Here is an 18,986-nt window from a genome sequence, read left to right as displayed (position 1 = left end):
TCGGCCGCTGCTACGAGATGCCGCGGCTGCCGACCAGCGCCTCGATCGCCGCGACGGCCCGGCGCGAGTTGTCGCGGTCGTGGAACGTGAAGGCCGCCCGGGCGCGCTGCTCGTAGACGCCGGGACGCCGGCGGTCGCCCACCAGGTACGCCTCGATCGCGTCGATCGTCGACGCGACGTCGTGCGTCACGGGCCCGAAGCCGTCGCGCTCGTGGTCGAACCACGACGGCTCGGCGTGGCCCGCGCCGAACTCCTCGCGGTCGAAGTGCGTGTAGACCAGCGGGGTGCCGAGGTAGGCCAGGTCGAAGTGCACCGAGGAGTAGTCGGTCAGGAACAGGTCGCACCGGCGCATGACGTCCTGGATGTCGGACGCCCCGCCGTCGAGGATCTCGACCCGGTCGCCGACGGGTGCGGCGTCCGCGTACTGCGCCATGAGGTTGTAGTGCGGCATGAGCTCGAAGCGGTGGTCGTGCTGCTCGAGCAGGTCGTGCAGGCGGGGGCTGCGCAGCAGGTCGTCGACGAACCGCTGGTAGGTCGAGCCCTCGAACGGCACCTCGCCCGTGGCGCCCTTGGTCAGCAGCTCGGTCGTGTAGAGCTCGGGTGCCAGGTAGCGCCGCCACGTCGGCATGAACAGGATCGTGCGGCTGGGCGGCGTCGGCACGAGGGCGTCGTAGCGCGGCAGTCCCGTCTCGACGACCTGCCGGTCGTAGCCCGAGGTGTGACGGATGGCGGCGGTCTCGGCGGCGCTGGCGGTCAGGTAGAGGTCGTACCCGCCCGTGCGCCGCCGGACGTCGGTGGTCTTGTCGTTGATGCCGTGCTTGAGGTAGACGCGGTACGCGCCGGTGCGCCACCCCAGCTGGCGCATGTAGTGCTGCTTCGGCCACTGCGACGGCACCATGTGCTTGATCGAGTAGGCGTTGGCGAGCACCGTCGCGTGCACCATCAGCAGCCGGTGCCGCAGCGACGAGTGCGCCACGACGTTCCCGAGCCGGCTGAGCTCGTCGAACCGGTCGCTCGAGGGGTCGAGGACGTAGTAGGCGCGGACGTCGGGGCGCTCGCGGCGCAGGTGCGTGAACAGGTGGTAGCCGTTGTCGCGTGCGGTGTCGGCCCGCTCGCCGACGAGCCAGATCTCGCGCCCGCGGAACAACGGCCACGTCAGCACCCGCAGGGGCTGGACGAAGGCGAACGGACGGCGCCTGACGACGTCCTTGAGGGTGCGGAGCACGAGGCCGGCCCGCCAGCGCAGCCCCGCGAGCGGTGTCGCACCGGGCTGCGCGACGAACTCGGCGTGCTCGGTGGGCGACGGGAACAGCTGCAGGCGACGCTCGTGGGTCACGAGGGGACGCGACGACGCGAGCGACCCGGGTGCGGCACCGACGGGCACGACGGACGAGTCGAGCGAGACCTCCAGGCCCGTCGTGCCGAGCGGCACCTCGTCGATCGGCACGTCGGCGACGAACCCCGTCCAGCGGTCGGCGCCGTCCTCGTGGCGCAGGCGCGGCTCGGTCACGACGGTGAGCTCGCGGGTGCCGTCGGGACGCAGCCAGTGCAGCAGCAGGGTCTGGTCGGCGGGCGCGTCGCCGTCCGTGCCGGGACGCCGGCACGTGCCGGTCAGGCGCAGGGTGCGTCCGCCGTCGACGACGTCGAGCCCGTGCAGGCTGGCCGCGATCAGGCGGACGGGCTCGACGCTCACCTGCCCTTGGCCTCGATCTCGGCGATCGCGTCGAGGATGGACTGCCGCGCGTGCGCGAGATCGGTCAGGGTGCGGGCCGACGAGCGGTCGACGGCCTCGCGCAGGTCGTCCGGTCCACCCGCTGCGCCTGCGCCGCCGGCCTCCTCGCCGGGCGAGGTCAGCAGGTAGCCGACGATGACGGCCTGCAGTGCCAGGACGCACAGCAGCGTGAGGTCGTACCCGTCGAAGATCGTGCCGATCACGCCGATCACGACGAGCACGGCGGTCGCCCCGACCAGGACGAGGGTGCGTTCGGCGATCAGTCGTCGCACGAGCGATCGTGCCGTGCGCTGCCAGGTGCTCATCGGACTCCTGTGTCGGTCGGGGTGGTGAGGGCCGCGACGGACGCGGCGAAGGTCGCGGGTGCCAGCTCAGTCTCGCAGAAGCCCAGCGAGCGGCCCTGCTGCGCGGCGTGCAGGGCCGGGTCGGCCGTCAGCCGCTCGATCGTCGACGCCACGTCGGGATCGTCGAGGTAGAGCGCGGCCTCGCCGAGCAGCGGACGCAGGGCGGGATCGACGACGACGACGCAGCCGCGTGCCATCGCCTCGAGGGCCGGACGCAGCAGGGTCGCGCCCCCGACGCGGGTCGGCGGCACGATCACGACGTCGCACAGGTCGAGGAAGGCGGTCGTGTCGATCGTGCCGGTCGAGAACGTGAGGGCGTCGGCGCGCACGCGGCCGCGGGCGTCGCCCTCGAGCACGCGGACGTCGGCGTCGCGGGGGAGCGCGGCGGCGAGACGACGGCGGTCGGTGACCTCGAGCGCCTCGGTCGCCGGGTCGAGGACGCCCACGACCGGGGCACCCGGCAGCAGCCGGCGGGGGAAGCGCGCCGGGCGGACGACCTGCATCGGACGCGGGGGACGGACGACGCCGGTGGCGCCCGACGCCGCGATGGCGTCGGCGATCTCGGCGGTCGCGGGCAGCCACTGCACGTCGACGTCGAACATCGTGCGCACGACCGACTCGACGTGCACCGGGTCCCACGAGACGCGCGGGGCCGTGCCGGTCACGGGCAGCCGGTCGGCGACCACCGCGACGGACCGGGGTCGCATCGCGACGGCGTCGGCCGAGCGGGGCAGGGCCAGCAGGTCGACGTCGCGCACCAGCAGCACCGCGGGCGTCATGGGGGCGCCGAGCAGGGCCCAGTCGGTGACCCCGCGGTACATCAGCTCGAGCAGGTCGGCCCGCGGGTAGTGGCGCTGGCGCGACGCGAACCGCAGGGCGTCCGCCCGTGCCACGCCGACCGTCAGGCCGGACGCGGCGATCGCGGCGACCTCGTCGGCCGCGCCCGCGTGCGCCAGCGGGCCGGGACGAGGATCGGTCAGCACGACGACGTCGGGCGCGAGATCGGCGTAGTCGACGCCCTCCATGTCGGGCGGTGCCGGGAAGGCGCGGCTGCCGTCCGGGTTCGACGAGTGCGGGGAGGTCTCGCCCGCCGCGATCTTGGCGTGCCAGTGCCGGAACGCCGAGTGGTACGTCGCCCGCGCCGGGCGGTGCCAGCTGGGCCGGAAGTCCTCGCGCGACAGCGAGCCGCCGGTCAGCTGGTACAGCGACAGCGGCACCTTGAGGTTCACGATGCTCTTCAGCCCGTGGACCGTCGCGATGCGCTCGATGTACTCGGTGTCGGCGCCCTTGCGCATCAGGTCGAAGGGTCCGAGCTCGTCGAACACCTCACGCTTCATCAGCAGCGACGGGGCGCTGTGCGCGAAGGCCAGCGAGCCGACCCGGGTGATGTAGAGATCGGTGTGCAGGCGGATGGCCTTCGACAGCGTCGCGACGACCTGCGGGTCGGCGAACTCGGCCATCTGACGCTCGAGCCGGCGGGGGTGCGACCAGTCGTCGCCGTCCTGGATGCCGAGGTACGCGCCGCGGGCGATCGACAGGCCGTGGTTGCGGGCCCGGTACGCGCCGCCGTTGACCGGCATGCGGTGGTAGCTGACCCGCTCGTCGAGGGCCGTGGCCCGCTCGAAGACGTCCTCGAAGCCGGCGGGGCTGTGGTCGTCGACGAGGATGACCTCGAGGTTCGCCCACGTCTGCTCGAGGATCGACCGGGTCGCCGTGATCAGGCTCTCGGTGGGCGACCACACCGGCATGACGATGCTGATGAGCGGGCCGTCGACCGATCCGGCGGGGGCGTCCGTCCGGACGGTGTCGAACGGGCTGTCGGTGGCCTCGAAGCGCACGGGGTCGAGGCCGCGCTCGACGAACGGCGCGTTGAACCGCTCCTGCCACGTCTCGAGCGGGGCCGGCTCGACGCCGCGGAACGGGCTGATCAGGTCGAGGTTGACGGCCCAGTGGTACCAGGACTCGGCGCTGTTGGTCCGGACGTCGGGCGTCGCCTGCGAGGTGTGGCGGCGGACGTAGTCGGCGCGGCCGACCGCCAGGTGGGCCTGGACGTCCTGCCGGTCGTACTCGTACGGGTTGCCGTCGCGGTCGGCGACCGTGCGGGCCAGCGCGAACAGGTCGGCGGCGGTGCGGAAGTTGCCGTCGGTGCCGAACGCCCGGCCCAGCATCAGGTAGGCGAAGCCGTACAGCGACGGACCGTGCAGCGGCGCGAGCACCTCGTCGCCGGGTGCGCGCCCGGCGGTGGCCTCGGCGGCCATGCCGGCGAGCTCGTCGACGCCGTAGTGCCCCCGGGACGCCGCGCGGGCCAGCATCTCCTCGCCGCCGTCGTACTCGTAGCGCAGCAGGGTCGCCGCGAGCCGCGCGCTCGAGACGACGCCCGAGTCGGCGAGGTCGGCCAGGTGCGGGGGCACGCCGGGGTGAGAGGTCGTCATGGGCGTCACGGCTCGCCGACGAGCTCGACGACGACGGGGGCGTGATCGCTCGCGCCCTTGCCCTTGCGCTCCTCGCGGTCGATCCACGCGGTGTCGACGCGGGCGGCGAGGGCCTGCGAGGCCAGGACGAAGTCGATGCGCAGCCCGCGCTTCTTCGGGAACGCCAGCTGCTGGTAGTCCCAGTACGTGTAGACGCCCGGCCCCGGGGCGTGCGGGCGGACGACGTCGGCGTACCCCGCGTCGACGACGGCGTTGAACGCGTCGCGCTCGGGCTGCGAGACGTGCGTCCTGCCCTCGAAGGCCGTCACGTCCCAGACGTCGTCGTCGGTCGGGATGACGTTCCAGTCGCCCGTGAGCGCGATCTGCGCCGTGGGGTCGTCGGCGAGCCACTGGGCCGACGCCTGACGCAGCCGTTCGAGCCACGCGAGCTTGTAGTCGTAGTGGGGGTGTCCCAGCTCGCGGCCGTTCGGCACGTAGAAGCTCCAGACGCGCACGCCGCCGCACGTCGCGCCGATCGAGCGGGCCTCGACGACCTCGGGGTCACCGAACGTCGGCTGGTCGTCGGCGAACTGCGTCGCGACGTCGTCGAGCCCGACGCGCGAGACGATCGCGACGCCGTTCCACTGGCTCAGGCCCTGGTGGGCGTACTCGTAGCCCATCGCGGAGAGCTCGAGCCCGGGGAACTGGTCCTCGCGGCACTTGGTCTCCTGGATGGCCAGCACGTCGATGTCGTGCCGCTCGAGGAAGGCGGTCACGCGATCGATGCGGCTACGGATGGAGTTGACGTTCCAGGTGGCGATGCGCACGTCTCGAACCTATCGGGTCGGGCTTCCGGGGGCGCCGTCGTCCTCGGTGTCCCACTCGCCGTCGGCGTCGAACTCGCACACCGTCAGGTCGTCGCGGCGCGCGAAACCGGTGCGGAACGCCGCCCGTCCGACCATGTGCGCCGACACCGGGGCGGTCAGCAGCTGGAACAGGGCGATCAGGACGATGATCGTGATGTCGGACAGGTCGCGCAGGCGCAGCGCGAGCCCGGCCAGGATCAGCAGGAGCCCGACGGTCTGCGGCTTCGTCGCGGCGTGCATGCGGCTCAGCACGTCGGGGAACCGGACGATGCCGATCGCGGCGATCGTGGCCATCAGCGAGCCGGAGACCAGCAGGATGCCGGCGAGGACGTCGATCACGGTGCCACCCCCCGCTGGTCGGGGTCGACGGGCTGGTCGCCGTCGCCGACGCCCTCGGGGCCGTGGTCGGGGTCGGTGGGCTCGGCGTCGTAGGCGCGGCGGTCGGTGTCGGGTGCGGCGAACCGCGCGATGCTGACCGAGCTCAGGAAGCCCACGAGGGCCAGGACGACGAGGATCGACAGGGTCGTGCTGTGCCGCTCGACGGCCGCCTCGATGCCGATCGCGCCGGCGCTCGCGGCGACGAAGACGTCGGCGGCGACGGTGCGGTCGAGCATCGTGGGGCCGCGGACGATGCGGACGATGCAGAGCACGCCCGTGATCGACAGCAGCACGACGCAGATGGTTCCGACGACGGTCATGGGTGCGCTCCTGCGTCCTGCCCGCAGGCGACGACCTCGGGATCGGATCCGAGCGCCGCGATGACGCGTCGCTCCTGCGCGAGGGCCTTGCTGCGGGCGAGCTCGACCTTCTCGGGGGTGCTGCCGTCGAGCAGGTGCAGCCAGATGAGGCCGCGCCGGCTGTCGAGCTCGATCAGCAGGGAGCCGGGCACCAGCGAGATCAGCTCGGCCGTGATCGTCAGCAGGAGCTCCGAGCGCGTCGCCATCTGCACGCGGATGACGGCGCTGCGCGGGGGAGCCTGCGGGCGGATCGCGATCCAGGCGACCTGCACGCTCGCCACGAGCAGGTCGGCCACGAACGTCACGACGAGGCGGAGGGCCGGGAGCGGGCGGAAGCGCCCGTTCCACATGACGGCGGGGAACGGGAACACCGTCATGACCAGCAGCGCGGCCAGGGCGCCGCCGAGGACGGTCAGCGGGCCGACGTTGCCCCACAGCAGCACCCACACGACGGTGAGGGTGACGACGACGGGCAGCCGGCCCAGCACGCCGCGTCCGAACGCCTGCATCATCCACCACCTCCGAGGACCGCGACGATGTAGGCGCTGCGGCCCTGCAGCTCGTCGGCGGCGCGGGCCGTGAAGGCCAGCAGGGGGCCGGCGACGACGGTCAGCGCGATCGAGCAGGCGACCAGCATCATCGTCGGCACGACCATGCCGAGCGGCAGACGCTGCTCGCCGTCGTCGGCGACCTTCCAGGTGCTGGTGCGCTCGGTCTTGGTCGAGACGCCCGAGCGGCCGTGCATCGAGCCGCCGTGGGAGTCGGCACCGAGGGCCTCGGCGTCCTCGGCGGGCTGCCAGAACGCGCGGTTCCAGACCTTCGCGATCGCGTAGAGCGTCAGCAGGCTCGTGACGATCGCGGCCGCGACGGCGACGTACGACAGCCAGCGGTGGTCGTCGACGCCCGCCTGCACCAGCGCGAGCTTGCCGAGGAAGCCCGAGAACGGCGGGATGCCGGCGAGGTTCATGGCCGGCACGAAGAACATGACCGACAGCATCGGCGCGGCCCGGGCCAGTCCGCCGAGCTTGTCGAGGTTGGTCGTGCTGCTGCGGTACTCGATCAGCCCGGCGACCAGGAACAGCGTCGTCTGCACCGTGATGTGGTGGGCGATGTAGAAGATCGCGCCCGAGAGGCCCGCGGCGCTGCCGAGCGCGACGCCGAACAGCATGTAGCCGATGTGGCTGACGAGCGTGAACGACAGGATGCGCTTGATGTCGGACTGCGCGACGGCGCCGAGGATGCCCACGACCATCGTGAACGCCGCGGCCCACAGCAGCAGGGTGCGCAGGTCGTTCTCGGGGAACAGCAGCGTCTGCGTGCGGATGATGGCGTAGATGCCGACCTTGGTCAGCAGGCCCGCGAACACCGCCGTGACGGGCGCCGGCGCGGTCGGGTACGAGTCGGGCAGCCACGCCGACAGCGGGAACACCGCGGCCTTGATGCAGAACGTCGTGAGCAGCAGCAGCTGCAGGAGGTTGGAGACCTCGGGCGGCAGGTCGGCGATGCGTCCCGACAGGGCCGCGAAGTTGACGGTGCCCGTCGCGGCGTACACGCACGCGATCGCGACGAGGAAGACGACCGACGAGATCATGCTGACGACGATGTAGATCGTGCCCGAGCGCACCCGCGCCCCCGTGCCGCCCAGCGTGATGAGGACGTACGACGACACCAGCAGGATCTCGAAGCCGACGAACAGGTTGAACAGGTCGGCCGACAGGAAGGCGTTCGAGACGCCGGCGCTCAGCACCAGGAACGTCGGGTGGAACACCGACAGGGGGGCGTCGCGCCCGAACTCGACGATGCCCTGGCCGAACGAGTACAGCAGGACGCACAGCGTCACGATCGTCGAGACCAGCAGCATCAGGGCCGACAGCCGGTCGGCCACGAGGCTGATGCCGATGTCGGCGGGCCACCCGCCGACGTTGACGGTCTGCGGTCCGAAGTGGTCGGCGCGATACAGCAGCACGGCGGACACCGTGACGACCAGCGCCAGGATCGCGACGCTGATGACGCGCTGGGCCCGCGCCGAGCGCCCGAAGACGAGGCACAGCCCGGCGCCGAGCAGCGGCAGGATGACGGGCAGGAGCACGATCTGGTTCATGGCAGGGCCTGCGTGTCGTCGTCGGCGTCGAGGGCCTCGGGCACCGTCGTGGCGGGCACCTCGTGGATCTCGCGGTGGTGGGGGGCGTCGGAGCCCTCCTCGTCGGGCAGGGCGGCGTCGGCCTCGTCGAACGTCACGGACGTCTCGTCCTGCTCGGCCCGGCGGCGGATGAGGTCGTCCTCGACGTCGTCCTGGACGTCGTCGTGGCCGGTCAGCTGCCAGGCGCGGTAGGCCAGGGCCAGGCCGAAGGCCGTGACGCCCAGCGTGATGACGATGGCCGTCAGCACCATGGCCTGGGGCAGGGGGTCGCTCATGGGCTCGTCGGACAGGCCGACGATGGGTGCGGTGCCGGCGGGACCGGACACGACGAGGAACAGCACGCTGACGCCGTTGCCGATCAGCACGAAGCCGATCAGGATGCGGGTCAGGCTGCGCTCGAGCACCAGCGTGACGCCCGCGGCGACCATGACGCCGACCAGGATCACGAGGGGCAGGTTGGGGGTCATGCGCGTCCCCCTTCGACGACGGGGTGGGTCTGGGCCGGCGTGGACGACGGGTCGCCGCCCTCGGCACCGTCCTCGATCTGCTGGTCGATGCCGCCGCCGAGGCTGCGCAGCACGTCGAGCGCGAGGCCGATGACGACGAGGTAGACGCCGATGTCGAAGAACACCGACGTCACGAGGTGCAGGGTGCCGAGCACGGGGATGTGGACGTCGACGATCGCGCTCTGCAGCACGCCGCCGCCCAGCAGCGTGGGGATGAGACCCGACAGGGCCGCGACGGCCAGGCCGATGCCCAGCACGACGCCCGCGTCGATCGGGGCGGCCTCGTCGAGCTCGGCGCGCCCGCCCGCGAGGTAGCGGATCATCAGCGCGAGACCGGCCACGAGACCGCCGGCGAAGCCGCCGCCGGGCAGGTTGTGGCCGACCAGCATGAGGTAGATCGAGAAGATCATCACGGTGTGGAAGATCAGCCGGGTCACGACCTCGAACACCACCGAGCGGCGGGCGTCGGTCGCGGGACGGGTCGAGCGCAGCCAGCGTCCGTTGGCGCTGGGGGCCGTGCCCTCGGTGGGCTCGGCGCGGCGCGGGCGACCGGAGCGGTCGGTGATGAGGAAGATCAGGCTCGCGACGCCGGTGGCGGCGACGACCAGCACCGAGAGCTCGCCGAGCGTGTCCCAGGCGCGGATGTCGACCAGCGTCACGTTGACGATGTTGTCGCCGCCGCCGTACTCGACGGCCGGCTCGGCGAACTTGTCCGAGATCGGGTTGGCCGTGCGGGCGTTCGCCGCGACGAGCGCGAAGCCCGCGACGACGGTGCCGGTGGCGACGCCGATGCCGACGCGCACCCACCGGGCGACGTTGAACGGACGGTCGGAGAAGAAGGGCGGCAGGCGGCGCAGCACCAGCACGAACGTCACGAGCAGGAACGTCTCGACCAGGATCTGCGTCAGTGCGAGGTCGGGGGCGCCGTGCGCGACGAACAGCAGCGCGGTGCCGTAGCCCGTGATGCCGACCAGCAGCACGGCGCGCAGGCGCCGGCGCGAGCGCACCGTGAGGATCGCGGCACCGCCCATTAGCACCGCGGCGGCCAGCTGGATGCGGCTGTCGGAACCGCGGACGGCGATGTCGCCCCACGCGCGGACCAGGGCCGTGCCGGGCACCAGGATCAGGACGACCAGGATCACGCCGAGGTAGATCGGCAGCGAGCCCCGCTGCGTCAGGCCCGTGACCTCGACCGACAGCCGGTCGACGCCGCGCATGATCCAGTAGTAGGCGCGCTCGGCGTCGGGCACCCGGACGCGGTCGGCCACGCCGTGCTGGAACGCGGCGACGGGCTTGCGCCACCAGAACAGCGCCAGGCCCACCACGACGCACAGGACCGACAGGCCCAGCGCCAGGCTGAAGCCGTGCCACAGGGTCAGCTCGGCCTCGTGCGCGCCGGGCGGCATGGCCTCGGCGTACGACATCAGGCGCGGCGTCAGCCACGGGCCGGCGAGACCCGCGACGACGGTCAGGACCGCGAGGACGACGGGCGAGGCCTGGAACGCCGGCGAGAAGTCCTTGGGACTGCAGATCGGGGCCCCGGGCTTGACCGCGAAGATGCCCCAGACGAACCGGGCGCTGTAGGCGACCGTCAGGATGCTGCCGACGACGATGCCGGCCAGGGCGAGGACCGACCATCCGCCCCACCCGAGGTCGTCGCCGAGGTCGGCGAAGGCCGCGAAGCCGCTCTCCTTGGCCGTGAAGCCGAACAGCGGCGGAAGACCCGCCATCGACCCCGTCGCGACGACCGTCACGACGAACAGCACGGGTCGCGCCTGGCGCATGCCCGACAGCTCGCGCAGGTCGCGGGTGCCGACCGAGCGGTCGACGATGCCGACGACGAGGAACAGGGTCGACTTGAACAGCCCGTGGGCGCAGACGAGGGCCAGGCCCGCGAAGGCGGCCGACCGGGTGCCGGCCCCGACCATCGCGATCAGGAAGCCGAGCTGGCTGACCGTGCCGTACGCCAGGAGCAGCTTGACGTCGTACTGGCGCAGCGCGCGCAGCCCGCCCAGGATCATCGTGACGATGCCGAGGACGATCAGCGTCGGCCGCCAGCCGGGCACGTCGGCGAAGGCGGGGGCCAGCAGGGCGACCAGGAAGATGCCGGCCTTGACCATCGCGGCGGCGTGCAGGTACGCGCTGACGGGGGTGGGCGCGGCCATCGCGCCGGGCAGCCAGAAGTGGAACGGCGCCAGGGCCGACTTCGAGATCGCACCGACCAGGACGAGCATGACCGCGACCGTGACGGTGGTGCCGGAGGGGCGGGCGGCGACGATCTCCTGCAGGCGCGGGCTGCCGGCCTCGTCGGCCAGCATCACGAGGCCGACGAGCATCGCGAGACCGCCGAACGTCGTGACGAGCAGGGCGTTGACGGCGGCCCGGCGGTTGGCGCGTCGTTCGGGGTTGTGCCCGATCAGCAGGAACGAGAGCACCGTCGTGAGCTCCCAGAAGATGTAGAGCACGTAGACGTTGTCGGACAGCACCAGGCCGAGCATCGAGCCGGCGAAGGCCGTCAGGACGCCCGAGAACCGCCAGATCTCGGTGTCGCCGGGGCGGAAGTACCACGTGCAGTACACGAGGACGAGGGCTCCGACGCCCGTCACGACGAGGGCCAGGACGCCGCTGAGCGGGGTGATGACGAAGTCGAGGTCGAGCCCGATCGTCGGGATCCACGCGATGCGCTGCTCGTGCGGGGGTGCGCCGTCGGTGATGCGCAGGACGTGGGGCAGCAGCCAGGCGAACGAGATCGCCGGTGCCAGGGCCAGGACGAGGAACGCCCGACGGCCGATGCCCCGGACGAGGACAGGCGCCCCCGCTGCGGCAAGGAAATGGAGCGTCAAGAGGGCAGTCATGGCGTGCCCCCACCCTATCGGAGGGTCATGACGAGTCGTCAGTTCCCCCGATGCCGGGACAGACGGGCCTCGGGCGGCGCACGATGGTGGTCGCTGCAGGGAGCAGCAGGCCCCGGGAGAGGCCACCGTCGTGGGGAGATGACGTCATGGGGCGCAGTCGTGTCGTGCGCGGGGTCGTGCCCGTCGTGGTCGCGCTGGCCGTGGCGGCGGGCGGGATGCAGGCGCCCGCGTCCGCGGCGGGCTCGGCGGGGTCGCCGCCGGTGTCGCTGCCGTCGTCCCCGACCGGGCTGACGTCGCCGGTGCCGCTGCCGGCCGGGGTCGACCCCGTCTCGCCCTACCTGCCGCAGGTCAGCTGCAACCCCGTCGACATGGCCGGCCCGCTGATGCTGCGCGACCTGCTGCTCTCGACGTACGGCGTCGGACGGCCCGGGTCGATCTCGCGGGGCTGCACCGAGGGGCTGTCGGAGCACAGCGAGGGCCGCGCGATGGACTGGATGGTCGACACCCGACGGCCGGCCGAGCGCGCGGCCGCGGCCGACTTCATCGCCTGGGTGACCCGCGACGGCGGGCTCAACGCGCGCCGCCTCGGCATCATGTACGTCATCTACAACAAGAAGATCTGGTCGGTCTACAACGCGAAGGCCGGCTGGCGCACGAGCTACGCGCACACCGATCACGTGCACGTCTCGTTCAGCTGGGCGGGGGCCCGTGGCAGCACGTCGTTCTGGACCGGCGCGGTCGGCGTCGTCGACGTCGGCCCGTGCGTGCGGTTCGCGGGCTCGTACGCGCCGCCGACCAGCTCGCCGCGGACGGCCCGGTGCGGGACGCCGACGAAGGCGCTCGTGCGCACGTCGCGGGGCAACCGCGCCTACGGCAGCTCCGGCGGGACGGTCCGGCGTGCGCAGACGCTGCTGGGCGTGCCCGCCACGTCCCGCTTCGACCGGGCGACAAGGAACGCGACGCGCGCCTTCCAGCGCGCCCACGACCTGCCGGTGACGGGCGCGCTCGACCAGCCGACGTGGGGGTCGCTCGACCGGGGCAGCATCCGCCGGCGCACCGTCGCGAGGCTCAGCCGGCGCCAGGCCGCCGCGCGGGGCGTCGCGCGGTACTCGTCGACGTCGCTCGCCCCGGGCCGGGCGGCCGAGGCGGTCGTGGTGCTGCAGACCGCGCTGGGCCTGGCGACGGCCGACCGCAACGGCTTCTACGGCCCCGTCACCCGCGCCGCCGTCGAGCGGGTGCAGGCGGGTGCCGGTCTCGCGGTCGACGGCGTCGTGGACGGTCCGGAATGGCAGGCGATACAGGCCGCGCTGGGTTGACCGGGCGGATCCGCCGCGGGCTGCCATCATGAGTTCCATGAACGACCAGAGCTCGGCCGCCCACAACCCCGAGACCGAGGACGACCACCTCGAGCGCCGCATCCGCGAGCAGCCCGACGTCACGCCCCACCGCTGGGTGCGACGCATCGTGCTGGCGATCGTCCTGGTCGGCGTCGCCTACCTCGTCTACCTGATGTCGGCAGCGTTCTTCCCGCGCTGGTGGGCGCAGCGCGTCGCCGACCAGGTCGGTGGCGACTTCACGCGCGGCACGACGTGGGGCCTGTTCTACGGCATCGTCTTCACGGCGGTGCCGCTGCTGCTGCTCGTGCAGGTGCGGCGCGGCTTCTTCAGCTGGACGTGGCGCGGCATCGTGGCGCTGGTCGCGATCGCGCTCGCGGCCCCGAACTGGCTGACGCTGTCGGTCGTGGCCGGCAACAGCAACGCGGCGCACGCCGGCGAGCGCATCATGGACGTCGACGCCCCGGGCTTCCGTGCCGCGACGCTGATCGGCGTCGTGATCGGCGCGGCGCTCGTGATCGGCTTCACGGTCGTCACGATGCGGCTCAAGAGCCGGCGCGCCGAGGTCAAGCGGCTCAAGGGCGAGCGCGACGAGCTGCGCCACCGCGACGACCGCACCCGCTGACACCCCAGGCCGTCGTCCACGGCGCCGGCCGAGGATCGGGTGGCGCGGTGCCCGATACGCTGCGATTTCCGTCGTGTTTCCGGCACATTCGGGACGAAAAGGGGGCCCCGGACCCCTTGTGGTCTGAAGTCGTACCGCAGTAGCGTGCACCAACTTCTTCAGAGAGCTGGGTGCACTCATGGCGGATCAACTCAACGACGACGAGCAGCTGCTCGCGTCGCTCGGCTACAAGCAGGAGCTCAACCGGAACTGGTCGAGCTTCTCGAACTTCGCGATCTCGTTCTCGATCATCTCGATCCTCGCGGGCTGCTTCACGACGTTCGGCCAGGCCTGGAACAACGGCGGTCCCGTCGCGATCTCGTGGGGCTGGCCCGTCATCTCGATCTTCATCCTGATCATCGGCTTCACGATGTCCGAGCTGGTGTCGGCCTACCCGACGTCGGGCGGCATCTACTGGTGGGCCGCCAAGATGGGCGGCCCCGCGACGGGCTTCTTCACGGGCTGGCTCAACCTCATCGGGCTGCTGGCGGTCACGGCGTCCGTCGCGTACGGCTGCGCGACGTTCTTCGACCTGACGATCAGCACGATCAGCAGCAGCTACGCCGACGGCTACTCGCTGACCCGCGTGTTCATCACGTTCATCGTGATCTTCGCCCTCGGCGCCCTGCTCAACATCTACGGCGGCCACCTGCTGGCCGTGCTCAACAACATCTCGGTCTGGTGGCACGTCGCCGGCGCCGCCGCGGTCATCCTGATCCTCGTCATCATCCCCGACTCGCACCAGAGCATCGACTTCGTGTTCACCGAGCGCATCAACAACTCGGGCTACCTCGACGGCAAGTACTGGTTCCTCGTGCTGCCGCTCGGGTTCCTGCTGACCCAGTACACGATCACGGGCTTCGACGCGTCCGCCCACCTCGCCGAGGAGACGCAGGGTGCCGCGGAGGGCGCGGCGAAGGGCATCTGGCGCTCGATCGCGTACTCCGCGATCGGCGGCTACCTCCTGCTGCTGGCGTTCCTGTTCGCGGTGCAGGACCCGCAGGGCGTCACGGACGGCTTCGGCGCTGTCGACGTGATCTTCGGCCAGGCGCTGCCCGAGGGCTGGCACTTCATGATCCTCGCGATCTCGACGGCCGGGCAGTTCTTCTGCGCCGTCGCGTGCCTGACGAGCGCCTCGCGCATGACGTTCGCGTTCAGCCGCGACGGTGCGATCCCCGGCTCGCGGCTGTGGGCCAAGGTCAACCCCCGCACGAAGGTGCCCGCCAACGCCGTGACGTTCGTGGCGGTCACCGGCGTCATCATCACGCTGCCGGCGCTCAAGAGCATCGGCGGTGTCCCGATCGCCTTCTACGCCGTCACCTCGGTCGCCGTGATCGGCCTGTACCTGGCCTTCGCGATCCCGATCTTCCTGCGCTGGAAGATGGGCGACGACTTCGTGCCCGGCAGCTGGAACAACGGCCAGAAGTACAAGTGGATGAACCTGCTGGCGGTCGCCGAGATCGCGATCATCTCGGTCTACTTCATCCTGCCGTTCGTGCCGGCCGGGTGGATCTTCTCGGACGACTTCAGCTGGAGCGCCGTCAACTACGCGCCGATCCTGACCGGCGGCACGCTGATCGTGCTGGCGATCTGGTGGCAGGTGTCGGCCAAGAAGTGGTTCACGGGCCCGAAGATGACGATCGACTCGGCGGTCACCGACGCCTTCAAGGACTGAGATAAGGTTCGGAACCAGACCGGAGTTCGAGACCGCCATGGGACGGAGGGCGTCGTGAGCGACATCCTGCTGGACGAGCACCTCGCGGCCGCGGTGCTGCGCCCCGTGCGGGGGCACCACGCGTTCGAGGCGTGCGTCGAGCGGCTCGCGACGTCCATCCGTCTCGGGGTCTACGAGCAGGGCAGCACGCTGCCGCCCGAGCGCGAGCTCGCCGAGCACATGGGCGTCTCGCGGGCGACCCTGCGCGAGGCCATCGCGGCGCTGCGCGAGGCGGGACTCGTCGTGACCCGGCGCGGACGGGGTGGGGGCACGGTCGTCGACCACCGGCCCGACGAGCCGGGGTCGCGCACCCTGCAGCGTCCGCGTGACGAGCTGCTCGACGCCCTCGAGTTCCGCCGCATCGTCGAGCCCGGGGCCGCCCAGGCCGTCGCCGAGCTCGGGCTCGGCGACGCGCAGACGTCGATGCTGCGCGCGGCCCTGGCCAAGGTCGACCAGGCCACCAGCAAGGCGCTGCACCGGCAGGCCGACTCGCAGCTGCACCTCGCGATCGCGTCGCTGACGGGGTCGCCGATGGCCCTCGACGCCGTCACGACGGTGCAGATGTGCCTGCACGACATGCTCGACGCGATCCCGGTGCTCGACCGCAACATCGAGCACTCGCGCGAGCAGCACGGGGCGATCGTGCAGGCGATCCTCGACGGCGACGCCGACGCGGCACGCCTGACGATGGAGCGCCACTGCGACGACACCGCCGCCCTGCTCAGGGGGCTGCTGTGACCCGTCCCCGCACGACCCCTCCCCAGAAGACCCACCCCCGGACGGAAGTGGCACCGACATGACCCGGCACCAGAACCTCCTGACGCTCGAGCAGCTCCGCGTGCAGATCGCCGAGGGCCACGTCGACACCGTCGTCGTCGCCTTCACCGACATGCAGGGCCGGCTCCAGGGCAAGCGCCTGCACGCCGCGTACTTCCTCGACGTCGTGGTCGAGCAGGGGACGGAGGGCTGCAACTACCTGCTGAGCGTCGACGTCGACATGAACACCGTCGACGGGTACGCCATGAGCTCGTGGGAGAAGGGCTACGGCGACATGGAGTTCGCGATCGACTTCGACACGATCCGCCGGCTCGAGCACCTGCCGGCGACCGTCATGGTCCAGTGCGACCTGGTGTGGCTCGACCACAGCCCCGTCGTGCAGTCGCCACGGACGATCCTGCAGGCCCAGGTCGCCAAGGCCGCCGAGGCGGGCTACGTCGCCCTGGCCGGCACCGAGCTCGAGTTCATCCTGTTCGACACGACGTACGAGCAGGCGTGGCGCGACGAGTACCGGGGCCTGCCGGCCGCGAACCAGTACAACGTCGACTACTCGATCCTCGGCACGACGCGGGTCGAGCCGTTGCTGCGCGACATCCGCAACACGATGTACGCCGCGGGCATGAACGTCGAGGGGGCCAAGGGCGAGTGCAACTTCGGGCAGCACGAGATCGGCTTCCTCTACGACGACGTCGTGGTCACCGCCGACAACCACGCGGTCTACAAGACCGTCGCCAAGGAGATCGCGGCGCAGCACGGCAAGGCCCTGACGTTCATGGCCAAGTACGACGAGCGCGAGGGCAACTCGTGCCACGTCCACCTGTCGCTGCGCGACGCCGACGGCGGGCTCGCGTTCTGGGACGAGGGCCCGGACGGCGGAGCCCGCAGCACGGTCTACGACCAGTTCCTCGCCGGCATCCTCGCGACGATGCGCGACTTCACGCTGCTCTACGCGCCCAACGTCAACTCGTACAAGCGGTTCGCGGACGGCTCGTTCGCCCCGACGGCGATCGCCTGGGGCCTCGACAACCGCACCTGCGCCGTCCGCCTGGTGGGTCACGGGCCCAGCGCGCGGCTCGAGAACCGGGTGCCGGGCGGCGACGCGAACCCGTACCTGGCGCTGGCGGCGATGCTCGGCGGCGGGCTGTACGGCATCGAGCACGGCCTCGAGCTCGAGCCCGAGCAGACCGGCAACGCGTACGCGTCGGGCAAGCCCAAGGTCCCGACGACGCTGCGCGAGGCCCGCGAGGCGTTCCACGGCTCCGCGATCGCCCGCGCCGTGCTCGGCGACGAGGTCGTCGACCACTACACGACCATGGCCGACGTCGAGCTCAGGGCCTTCGACGCCGCCGTCACCGACTGGGAGCTGAAGCGCGGCTTCGAACGGCTCTGACCGGCTTCGCCGGTCCAGCGACTTCGTCGCTGCCGCGCTCCGCGCGGGAGCTTGCCTCGCTTCGCTCGGCCCATGGTCGGGACGCGGTTTCAGAACATAGGAGAGTGAAGACGTGAGTGACATGTACAGCGTGGTGAATCCGGCGACCGAGGAGGTCGTCGCGGAGGTCGAGATGGCCGACCTGGCCGCGACCGACGCGGCGATCGAGCGGGCCGCCGCGGCGTACCCGGCGTGGCGCGACGTCGCGCCCGGCGAGAAGGCGCGGCTGCTGCGCCGGTTCGCGGCCCTCGTCGACGACGCCGTCGACGAGCTCGCGGAGATCGAGGTCCGCAACGCGGGCCACACGTGGGGCAACGCGACGTGGGAGGCGGGCAACGTCCGCGACGTCCTGAACTACTACTCCGCCGCGCCCGAGCGGCTGACCGGGCACCAGATCCCGGTCGCCGGCGGCATCGACGTGACGTTCCACGAGCCTCTCGGGGTCGTCGGCATCATCGTCCCGTGGAACTTCCCGATGCCGATCGCCGGCTGGGGGTTCGCCCCCGCGCTGGCCGCCGGCAACACCGTCGTGCTCAAGCCGGCCGAGCTGACCCCCCTGACCGCGATCCGGCTCGGCGAGCTCGGCCGCGAGGCGGGGCTCCCCGAGGGGGTCCTCACGGTGCTCCCGGGACGTGGCCCGGTCGTCGGCGAGCGCTTCGTGACGCACCCCGCCGTCCGCAAGGTGTGCTTCACGGGCTCGACCGCGGTCGGCCAGCAGATCATGCGCGGCTGCGCCGACCAGGTGAAGCGCGTGACGCTCGAGCTCGGCGGCAAGAGCGCCAACATCGTCTTCGCCGACTCCGACCTGGCGAGGGCGGCCGCGTCCGCGCCGTCCGCCGTGTTCGACAACGCGGGCCAGGACTGCTGCGCCCGCTCGCGCATCCTGGTGCAGCGCTCGGCGTACGACGAGTTCGTGTCGCTGCTCGAGCCCGCCGTCAAGGCCGTCAGGGTGCTCGACCCGGCCGACCGGAGCAGCGAGATGGGTCCGTTGATCTCGGCCACGCAGCACGCGCGCGTCGCGGGCCACGTCGACGCGGCCGAGGTCGCGTTCGAGGGCTCGCGTCCCGACGGCCCGGGCTACTGGTTCGCCCCGACCGTCGTGCTGGCCGACGACCCGTCGCAGCCGATCTGGCGCGAAGAGGTCTTCGGGCCCGTCGTGGCGGTCATGCCGTTCGACGACGAGGAGGACGCCGTGCGGCTCGCGAACGACACCGAGCTCGGGCTGTCGGGCTCGATCTTCACGCGCGACGTCGGACGGGCGCTGCGCGTCTCGAGGGCCGTCGAGGCGGGCGCGCTCAGCGTCAACTCGCACTCATCGGTCCGCTACTGGACGCCGTTCGGCGGCTTCAAGCAGTCGGGCATCGGCCGCGAGCTGGGGCCCGACGCCCCGCACGGCTTCACCGAGGTCAAGAACATCTTCTTTTCGAACGAGTAGTCATCAGCGACGAGACATCTCCGACCAGCAAGGGGCACCATC

At 71.7% G+C, this 18,986-nt stretch carries 16 protein-coding genes; 6 read left to right on the top strand and 10 right to left on the bottom strand.

Annotated elements, in window-relative coordinates:
* Positions 1 to 10: 10 nt before the first annotated feature.
* Genes ASD10_RS00350 through ASD10_RS00305 form a run of 10 tightly spaced genes read right to left on the bottom strand, consistent with a single transcriptional unit; the run spans position 11 to position 11,591 of the window.
* Complete coding sequence (locus ASD10_RS00350; RefSeq protein ID WP_056603007.1) at positions 11 to 1,693, bottom strand: CDP-glycerol glycerophosphotransferase family protein; 1,683 nt, start codon at positions 1,691 to 1,693, stop codon at positions 11 to 13.
* Positions 1,690 to 2,037 (bottom strand): hypothetical protein, encoded by a 348-nt coding sequence (locus tag ASD10_RS18970; RefSeq protein WP_056603004.1) that lies wholly within the window; start codon positions 2,035 to 2,037, stop codon positions 1,690 to 1,692. The genes ASD10_RS00350 and ASD10_RS18970 overlap by 4 nt, the downstream gene beginning before the upstream one ends.
* Entirely contained in the window at positions 2,034 to 4,508 is a 2,475-nt protein-coding gene (locus ASD10_RS00340) for a glycosyltransferase family A protein (protein ID WP_082555926.1), read from the bottom strand. The genes ASD10_RS18970 and ASD10_RS00340 overlap by 4 nt, the downstream gene beginning before the upstream one ends.
* A 5-nt stretch (positions 4,509 to 4,513) precedes the next feature.
* Positions 4,514 to 5,314: an exodeoxyribonuclease III gene (locus tag ASD10_RS00335; protein ID WP_056602998.1), complete on the bottom strand. Its 801-nt coding sequence runs from the start codon at positions 5,312 to 5,314 to the stop codon at positions 4,514 to 4,516.
* 9 nt (positions 5,315 to 5,323) lie between these two features.
* On the bottom strand, positions 5,324 to 5,692 hold the full coding sequence (gene mnhG, locus ASD10_RS00330; protein ID WP_082555925.1) for a monovalent cation/H(+) antiporter subunit G: 369 nt from the start codon (positions 5,690 to 5,692) through the stop codon (positions 5,324 to 5,326).
* Positions 5,689 to 6,051: a monovalent cation/H+ antiporter complex subunit F gene (locus ASD10_RS00325; protein ID WP_082555924.1), complete on the bottom strand. Its 363-nt coding sequence runs from the start codon at positions 6,049 to 6,051 to the stop codon at positions 5,689 to 5,691. The genes mnhG and ASD10_RS00325 overlap by 4 nt, the downstream gene beginning before the upstream one ends.
* Positions 6,048 to 6,602, bottom strand: a complete 555-nt coding sequence (locus tag ASD10_RS00320; RefSeq protein WP_056602996.1) for a Na+/H+ antiporter subunit E — start codon at positions 6,600 to 6,602, stop codon at positions 6,048 to 6,050. Before ASD10_RS00320 ends, ASD10_RS00325 begins: the two co-directional genes overlap by 4 nt.
* Positions 6,599 to 8,191, bottom strand: coding sequence for a Na+/H+ antiporter subunit D (locus tag ASD10_RS00315; protein ID WP_056602993.1), 1,593 nt, complete (start codon positions 8,189 to 8,191; stop codon positions 6,599 to 6,601). The genes ASD10_RS00320 and ASD10_RS00315 overlap by 4 nt, the downstream gene beginning before the upstream one ends.
* Complete coding sequence (locus tag ASD10_RS00310; protein ID WP_056602990.1) at positions 8,188 to 8,697, bottom strand: Na(+)/H(+) antiporter subunit C; 510 nt, start codon at positions 8,695 to 8,697, stop codon at positions 8,188 to 8,190. Before ASD10_RS00310 ends, ASD10_RS00315 begins: the two co-directional genes overlap by 4 nt.
* Positions 8,694 to 11,591 carry a Na+/H+ antiporter subunit A gene (locus tag ASD10_RS00305; RefSeq protein WP_056602987.1) on the bottom strand — a complete coding sequence of 966 codons (2,898 nt, stop codon included), beginning with the start codon at positions 11,589 to 11,591 and terminating at the stop codon, positions 8,694 to 8,696. Before ASD10_RS00305 ends, ASD10_RS00310 begins: the two co-directional genes overlap by 4 nt.
* 146 nt (positions 11,592 to 11,737) lie before the next feature.
* On the opposite strand from ASD10_RS00305, the gene ASD10_RS00300 reads away from it, so the two are divergent.
* The 6 genes from ASD10_RS00300 to ASD10_RS00275 all read left to right on the top strand — a co-directional run bounded on the left by ASD10_RS00300 (position 11,738) and on the right by ASD10_RS00275 (position 18,944).
* Complete coding sequence (locus ASD10_RS00300; RefSeq protein WP_157432391.1) at positions 11,738 to 12,907, top strand: peptidoglycan-binding protein; 1,170 nt, start codon at positions 11,738 to 11,740, stop codon at positions 12,905 to 12,907.
* Positions 12,908 to 12,944: 37 nt separating this feature from the next.
* A complete protein-coding gene (locus ASD10_RS00295; protein WP_056602982.1) occupies positions 12,945 to 13,550 on the top strand; it encodes a hypothetical protein in 606 nt (201 codons plus the stop codon).
* A gap of 178 nt (positions 13,551 to 13,728) precedes the next feature.
* Complete coding sequence (locus tag ASD10_RS00290) at positions 13,729 to 15,264, top strand: amino acid permease (RefSeq protein WP_056602979.1); 1,536 nt, start codon at positions 13,729 to 13,731, stop codon at positions 15,262 to 15,264.
* Positions 15,265 to 15,318: 54 nt separating this feature from the next.
* Positions 15,319 to 16,041, top strand: a complete 723-nt coding sequence (locus tag ASD10_RS00285) for a FadR/GntR family transcriptional regulator (protein WP_056602976.1) — start codon at positions 15,319 to 15,321, stop codon at positions 16,039 to 16,041.
* Between the two features lie 58 nt (positions 16,042 to 16,099).
* Positions 16,100 to 17,470, top strand: a complete 1,371-nt coding sequence (locus tag ASD10_RS00280) for a glutamine synthetase family protein (RefSeq protein WP_056602973.1) — start codon at positions 16,100 to 16,102, stop codon at positions 17,468 to 17,470.
* A 121-nt stretch (positions 17,471 to 17,591) separates the two neighbouring features.
* Positions 17,592 to 18,944 carry an aldehyde dehydrogenase gene (locus tag ASD10_RS00275; RefSeq protein ID WP_056602971.1) on the top strand — a complete coding sequence of 451 codons (1,353 nt, stop codon included), beginning with the start codon at positions 17,592 to 17,594 and terminating at the stop codon, positions 18,942 to 18,944.
* The last annotated feature ends 42 nt before the right edge of the window (positions 18,945 to 18,986 follow it).

It is taken from the genome of Aeromicrobium sp. Root472D3 (genome assembly GCF_001426485.1).
Classification (GTDB): domain Bacteria; phylum Actinomycetota; class Actinomycetes; order Propionibacteriales; family Nocardioidaceae; genus Aeromicrobium.
This window is presented reverse-complemented; position numbering and strand designations above follow the sequence as displayed.

Bases quoted from the DNA above. Each gene is read 5' to 3' on its own strand.
- ASD10_RS18970 (WP_056603004.1), bottom strand. From the start codon at position 2,037: ATGAGCACCTGGCAGCGCACGGCACGATCGCTCGTGCGACGACTGATC.
- ASD10_RS00275 (WP_056602971.1), top strand. From the start codon at position 17,592: ATGTACAGCGTGGTGAATCCGGCGACCGAGGAGGTCGTCGCGGAGGTC.
- ASD10_RS00295 (WP_056602982.1), top strand. From the start codon at position 12,945: ATGAACGACCAGAGCTCGGCCGCCCACAACCCCGAGACCGAGGACGAC.
- ASD10_RS00315 (WP_056602993.1), bottom strand. From the start codon at position 8,191: ATGAACCAGATCGTGCTCCTGCCCGTCATCCTGCCGCTGCTCGGCGCC.
- ASD10_RS00300 (WP_157432391.1), top strand. From the start codon at position 11,738: ATGGGGCGCAGTCGTGTCGTGCGCGGGGTCGTGCCCGTCGTGGTCGCG.
- ASD10_RS00280 (WP_056602973.1), top strand. From the start codon at position 16,100: ATGACCCGGCACCAGAACCTCCTGACGCTCGAGCAGCTCCGCGTGCAG.
- ASD10_RS00310 (WP_056602990.1), bottom strand. From the start codon at position 8,697: ATGACCCCCAACCTGCCCCTCGTGATCCTGGTCGGCGTCATGGTCGCC.
- ASD10_RS00340 (WP_082555926.1), bottom strand. From the start codon at position 4,508: ATGACGACCTCTCACCCCGGCGTGCCCCCGCACCTGGCCGACCTCGCC.
- ASD10_RS00305 (WP_056602987.1), bottom strand. From the start codon at position 11,591: ATGACTGCCCTCTTGACGCTCCATTTCCTTGCCGCAGCGGGGGCGCCT.
- ASD10_RS00320 (WP_056602996.1), bottom strand. From the start codon at position 6,602: ATGATGCAGGCGTTCGGACGCGGCGTGCTGGGCCGGCTGCCCGTCGTC.
- ASD10_RS00290 (WP_056602979.1), top strand. From the start codon at position 13,729: ATGGCGGATCAACTCAACGACGACGAGCAGCTGCTCGCGTCGCTCGGC.
- ASD10_RS00325 (WP_082555924.1), bottom strand. From the start codon at position 6,051: ATGACCGTCGTCGGAACCATCTGCGTCGTGCTGCTGTCGATCACGGGC.